This is a genomic window from Rhizobium sp. RSm-3 (assembly GCF_001854685.1).
In the GTDB taxonomy this organism is placed as follows: Bacteria; Pseudomonadota; Alphaproteobacteria; order Rhizobiales; family Rhizobiaceae; genus Rhizobium; species Rhizobium ecuadorense.
Window position 1 is genome coordinate 22,425 of sequence record NZ_MAWZ01000031.1, and the last position, 6,144, is coordinate 28,568.

Genomic DNA, 6,144 nt, shown 5'->3' on the forward strand with positions numbered 1-6,144 from the left:
GGACAACAGCATGATCTCGCGTTTCTTCATCGAGCGACCGGTACTCGCCAACGTCCTGGCATTGGTCTTCGTGCTCGTCGGCGCGGTCGCCCTGTTCCAGCTGCCTGTGGCGCAATATCCGAATGTCGTGCCGCCGACCGTGCAGGTGACGACGCGCTTCCCCGGCGCCAGCGCCCAGACCCTCGTCGACACCGTCGCGCTGCCGATCGAGCAGCAAGTCAACGGCGTGCAGGATATGCTCTACATGCAGTCGACCAGCGCCAGCGACGGCACCTATTCGCTGATCGTGACCTTTGCCATCGGAACGGATCCCGATCAGGCGCAGGTTCTGGTGCAGAACCGCGTCGCCATTGCGATGTCGTCGCTTCCCGAAGCGGTGCAGCTTCAGGGCGTGACGACGCAGAAGAAATCGACGGCTATCCTCGGCTTCGTCAGCCTGACCTCATCAGACAGCCGCTATGACAGCCTGTTCCTGTCGAATTACGCCGTCATCAATCTGCAGAACGAACTCGCTCGCCTGCCTGGAGTCGGCAACGTGACGGTGTTCGGCGCCGGCCAATATGCCATGCGCATCTGGATGGATCCGAACCTGCTGCAGGCGCGCGGCCTGACGCCGCAGGATGTCGTCAGCGTCGTGCAGCAGCAGAGCCAGGAGGTCGCCGCCGGCCAGATCGGCATTCCGCCAGTGCCGCAAGGGCAGGTCTTCCAATACACGCTGAATGTCAATGGCCGGCTGAACGAGGCCGCCGACTACGAGAACATTATCGTCAAGGTCGAAAGCGGACAGGGCGGCCGCATCACGCGCGTCCGCGATATCGGCCGCGTCGAACTCGGCGCCCAGACCTACAGCCAGTCCTTTACGCAGAACGGCCGACCGGCGGCCGGCATCGGCATTTTCCAGCTGCCGGAGGCGAACGCCATTGCCGTAGCGCAGGCGGTGAACGCAAAGATGGAGGAGCTCTCGAAGAGCTTCCCGCCCGGCCTCGAATATCATCTGCCGTTCGACACGACGAAATTCGTCAAGGCCTCCATCGACGAGGTTTACGTCACCCTGATCGAGGCGGGTGTGCTGGTTCTCATCGTCATTCTGGTTTTCCTGCAGGATTGGCGGGCAATGCTGGTGCCGGCGACCACCGTTCCCGTCACCATCATCGGCGCCTTCGCCGCCATGGCGGCCTTGGGCTTCACCGTCAACCTGTCGACGCTCTTTGCCATCGTTCTCGCCATCGGCATCGTCGTCGATGATGCCATCGTCATCGTCGAAGGTGTAGCCCGACACATCGAGGCCGGTATGTCAGGCCGAAAAGCGGCCGAGAGGGCCATGGAAGAACTGCTCGGCCCGGTCATCGGCATCACGCTGGTGCTGATGGCGGTTTTCATTCCGGCCGCCTTCCTGCCCGGCCTGACCGGCCAGCTCTACCGGCAGTTCGCGCTCGTCATCGCCGCGACCGCGCTGATCAGCGCCATCAATGCCGTCACGCTGAAACCGACGCAATGCGCCCTCTGGCTGCGCGCGCCGGTACCGCCGGAGAAACGCAACGTCTTCTATCGCGGCTTCAACAGGGGCTATGATTGGGGGGAGCGCCACTATGCCGGACTGATCGGATCGATGACCCGTCACAGCGGCATCATGGCCATAGCAGCGCTCGCGCTGATCGGCGTCGCCGTCTGGGGGCTTACGCGCCTGCCGACCGCATTCCTGCCTATCGAGGATCAGGGCTATGTGCTGATCAGCACGCAATTGCCCGACGGCGCCTCGAAAGAGCGAACCGATGCCGTCATGGAAGAGGTCGGTAAGATCGCCGAAGCCACCCCGGGCGTCGATCAGGTGCTGACCATCAGCGGCCTTTCCGTTCTCGACAACAATGCCAGCCTGCAGAATGCCGGCGTCGCCTATGTCGTTCTCAAGGATTGGGACGAGCGCGGCAAGGAGAAGGGACAGGACCTGCTGTCGATCTATCAGCATCTGAACGACGCCCTGCAGCACGTGCTGACCGCCAAGACGCTCGTGGTCGTGCCGCCGCCGATCCAGGGCGTCGGCAACGCCAACGGCTTTACCATGCAGGTCGAGCTCCGGAACGGCGTATCCGACTACCCGCTGCTGCAATCGCTTGCCGATACGATCGTCAGGAACGGCAATGCGCAATCATCGCTGCAGAGGCTGAGCACGCCCTTCCGCTCGAACGTGCCGCAGCTTGCGGTCTCCGTCGACCGCATCAAGGCGGAGACGCTGGGAATTACCGTGGGGCAGGTCTTCTCCGCCCTCTCCGGCTATGTGGGATCGAGCTATGTCACCCAGTTCAACAAATTCGGCCGCACCTTCCAGGTCTATGCGCAGGCTGCCTCCGATTTCCGCGTCAGCCCTGACGATATCCGCAATCTGAAGGTCAAGGCCGGCGACGGGACGATGGTGCCGCTCGGCACGGTCGTCGATGTCACCATGACACAAGGCCCCTCGCTGATCAGCCTCTACAACCTCTATCCCACCGCCACCATCGTCGGCGGACCGGCCGCCGGCTTCAGCTCCGGCCAGTCGCTCGAGGTCATGGAACAGATCGCCGACCATACATTGCCGGCGGGTGCCGGCTTCGAATGGACGGCGCTTTCCTATCAGGAGAAGGCCGTGGGCGGGCAGATCTACTTCATCTTCGCGCTCGCCATGCTGCTCGTCTATTTCGTGCTCGCCGGCCAATATGAAAGCTGGATCCTGCCGCTGGCGGTCATATCAGCCGTGCCGCTCGCCCTGCTCGGTACGGTGGCGGCACTCATGGCAGCCGGCGTCGCCAACAATCTCTACACGCAGATCGGCCTTATCCTGCTGATTGCGCTCGCAGCCAAGAATGCCATTCTCATCGTCGAATATGCGAGGGAAAAACGGGCCGAAGGCATGGAAATTCTCGACGCCGCCGTCGAGGCCGCCCGCCTGCGTTTCCGGCCGATCCTGATGACGTCCTTCGCCTTCATCCTCGGCGTCCTGCCGCTGGTGCTGGCGACGGGCGCCGGCGCATCGGCCCGCAAGTCGATCGGCATATCGGTATTCAGTGGCATGATCGCCTCGACCTGCCTCGCTATCCTCTTCGTTCCTTCCTTCTACGTGCTGCTGCAGCGCCTCGAGGAATATTGGAAAGGGCGCGGCGCGACCGCAAGCACGGCCGCACCAGTGGCGGAGGCGGAGATATCGAACATCAGGTAAGGCGATCGCAGCAATTATTGCACGATCACCTGCACATAAACGTTGCCACTCTTGGCGTAATAATAACCGCCGCAGCGATAATAATAGCCGCCGTAATAGGGACCGTAACGGCAGCCTGCCGGAAGCACGGCGATGGTTGTCGTCGTGCGTGTGACCACCCGCCGCGTCGTCCGGCGGGCCACGCCCGCATAGGAGAGCGGCGTCAGCGGCCTGCCGATGACGGCGCCCGCCGGCGTGGCAAAGCCGACCGACAGGGGCATGGATCCCTGCTGTTCGATGTGAAAGCCGGTGAATGTCAGAACGCCGGTCAGGCCGAGGGCGAAGAACAGCTTCTTATAGGTCATTTTGCCTCTCCCATATCGGCGGCCTCAGGCAACTCGTCGAGTGATTGCAACTCGCTGAGATCGACCGTCTTCGCGCTGGCTGGAACTTCGATGGTGTAGGAAACGGCCGCGACATCCGCCCCGCTTTTGAAATCATTGATTTCTAGTGTGTATTGCGGCGCCTGGACGACATGCTTGCTGGTAATGACATAGCGGCGGGGTATCGGCTGCGGGCCGCTCTGTATCCAGATCTGCCAATCGATTTCAGGCGTCCGGAAGGCCAGATATTCGCATTCGACCCCATCCACGAAAGCGCTGGAAATATGCTTGGCCTCCGTCACATCCGACATAAGCACATCATAGACGTTGGAGGATAAAAGATCGGCGCCCGGCGCTTCGACACCCGCGGTCATCAGCCTGTCAATCAGATCATCGAGCGAACCCTTGCCGTCGATCTTTGCATAGGCATCGAGGTTCTTGCCATGGACCGTCAGCGACGAACCGTCGAAACTCACGTCGAGGTCGGCAAAGCCGCCGGTCCTGGTGACGCGCAGCTTGTCGGGGCGGGTCAGGTTGGCTGTCCCCGAGCTGACGAACTGGAGTTTCTCGAAGGCGGGCGTCACCGCTTCGAGCGACGATTGGTAGGTGAAGGAGATCGTCTTCTGCGCCGTCAGAAAATCGGACATCGTCTTTAGAAGGGCCTTCGCATCATCCGCCCACGCGCTCGTCGGCGGTGCGAGGCTGGCGGCAAGCGAAGCACAGAGAAGAATCTGCTTCAATCGCGGGAAAGGGAAAGTCGATGACATGGCAATGCCTTTCGTTGGTGTCGTCATTGATTTCATCGAAATGCAGATGCAGCTGGCAGACCTGCCGGAGCCGGACATGAAATGTGAGAGATGCAATGCATGCGGGCAAACGGCCGCCTGTCGGCCCTTGCGGGATCGCGCGCACCGAATTTATCGCTGGAGCGCGCAATGGTCTCTTTCTGAGAGCGAGTATCGAGGGGACGCTACAATCCCGAGGTCAGCACGCGATGGCACGCTGGTGATACGCGCTGCAGATTGTCGCGCAGGCAGGCAATGCCCCGCCCTCCCCCTAAAGGCACCATACGGCACAAGGCCCGGAAGTCCGCTCCGCAAGTTTCCCGCAGGATCATCACTTCCTCACGTGGGGAGAAGGCTGGCATCATTGCCCGAGGGGCCGGCGTGATCGCACCGGTGGCAGCCGCATCGCCGGGCGCCGGCGCCCCCGATCCCCCCAAAGCCGCAACAGCTTGCTGACATGGTGCCGATAGAGCGGCACTATGCTGTTGGAGACAGCTGAGCGCCGCCGCACCGCCCGGCGTGACACCGGAACATTGCGCCATGAAATCCCGCTGACAGGCCGATTTGACCGCATTGCGCTGCGCCTGCGTCGGCGTGCCGGTCGCAGGCGCAGGGCTACTCGCCGCGGTATTTGCAGGCGCAGCCTGCGTCGGCTCCGCGGATGTCGATTTGGGTTTGACGTTCACTGCCGACACCGCCTTCTGGCAACCTGCCGAAAGCGTCGCGCTATGCTGCTGCAAACAAGTGAGCGCCTCGATGCCTCCGGGCGTAACCCCCGAGCATTTTGCGATGAAGTCTGAGCGGCACTCTGCCTTGATCGCATCGCGCTGCTCTTCGGTCGGCGCTTGCGCGGATGCAATCCCGGCGAAGAGCACCATCGCGCAGAACGCGGGCAATGCCGAGATTGCCGATAGAAGACGATGCCTCCCATGTAGAGACGTCAGTAGAGAAGGCCCCCATTTTCGCATGATTCCCCCCTATAAATCTTTGATCTACTTCATGAAATCGAACTACCCCCTGAATAGGATAATAGGCGCCGCCGAATGGACGGACGTTGCTTGCTGTCATAGAATATAAGAAGCGCCTGAACTACGTATATTAGAATATTATCTCTTTAGCAACCATCTCGTCGTCGCAGAAAAATCGATGACAACTTGCAAGGATATCATCTCGGGAGTCCAGAAACGCAAAAACCCGCCGAGAGGCGGGTTTTTTGCGGAAGTAAAGATTGGTTGCGGGGGCAGGATTTGTTGTTTTCTGTCCCTCTGCGTCGGCTTTGCCTCCTTGCGGGCCCCTGATTAGGCATTCAATCCTCGACCCGTTACCAAACGAAAAGCCCGCACGAGGCGGGCTATTTATTTGGTTGCGGGGGCAGGATTTGAACCTGCGGCCTTCAGGTTATGAGCCTGACGAGCTACCGGGCTGCTCCACCCCGCGCCATGGCAAGTCGTTTGGACTTGCAGGAGTATTATAACACGAAAGGCCGCTTTGTGAGCGGCCTTTTGCGACGGCATAGGCCGTTAGTCAGTTTCATTGTGAGAAGATTTGAAGTTGCGTTTTGCAGACCTGGCAGCGACCTACTCTCCCGCGTCTTAAGACGAAGTACCATGGGCGCAGGGGCGTTTCACGGCCGTGTTCGGAAAGGGAACGGGTGCAGCCACCCCGCCATAACCACCAGGTCGGCAAAGCGCAACTTTATGTTTGAGAAGCTGGTGATGTTTTCACATCGTTTTATTTGAACACGTCTTCAAGCATCATCGAATTTTGTTCGATGAGCACAGTCAATGAGAACGATCAAGCCGAT

General features: G+C 60.5%; 4 protein-coding genes, 1 tRNA gene and 1 rRNA gene. 1 reads left to right on the plus strand and 5 read right to left on the minus strand.

From position 1 onward, the window contains the following. The first annotated feature begins 10 nt into the window (after positions 1-10). Entirely contained in the window at positions 11-3,193 is a 3,183-nt protein-coding gene (locus BBJ66_RS22505) for an efflux RND transporter permease subunit (protein WP_071089900.1), read from the plus strand. Between the two features lie 14 nt (positions 3,194-3,207). Here the strand turns inward: BBJ66_RS22505 and BBJ66_RS22510 are convergent, their stop codons facing one another. From BBJ66_RS22510 to rrf, 5 genes are all read right to left on the minus strand, one after another. Beyond that, positions 3,208-3,537 (minus strand): hypothetical protein, encoded by a 330-nt coding sequence (locus BBJ66_RS22510; RefSeq protein WP_049734983.1) that lies wholly within the window; start codon positions 3,535-3,537, stop codon positions 3,208-3,210. Further along, positions 3,534-4,322 (minus strand): DUF2092 domain-containing protein, encoded by a 789-nt coding sequence (locus BBJ66_RS22515; RefSeq protein ID WP_071089903.1) that lies wholly within the window; start codon positions 4,320-4,322, stop codon positions 3,534-3,536. The genes BBJ66_RS22510 and BBJ66_RS22515 overlap by 4 nt, the downstream gene beginning before the upstream one ends. Before the next feature lie 203 nt (positions 4,323-4,525). Next, positions 4,526-5,308, minus strand: a complete 783-nt coding sequence (locus tag BBJ66_RS22520; protein ID WP_049734984.1) for a hypothetical protein — start codon at positions 5,306-5,308, stop codon at positions 4,526-4,528. Positions 5,309-5,700: 392 nt separating this feature from the next. Then, positions 5,701-5,777 (minus strand) — tRNA-Met (locus BBJ66_RS22525). A 127-nt stretch (positions 5,778-5,904) separates the two neighbouring features. Beyond that, positions 5,905-6,019: ribosomal RNA gene (gene rrf / locus BBJ66_RS22530) — 5S ribosomal RNA — on the minus strand. Between the last annotated feature and the right edge of the window lie 125 nt (positions 6,020-6,144).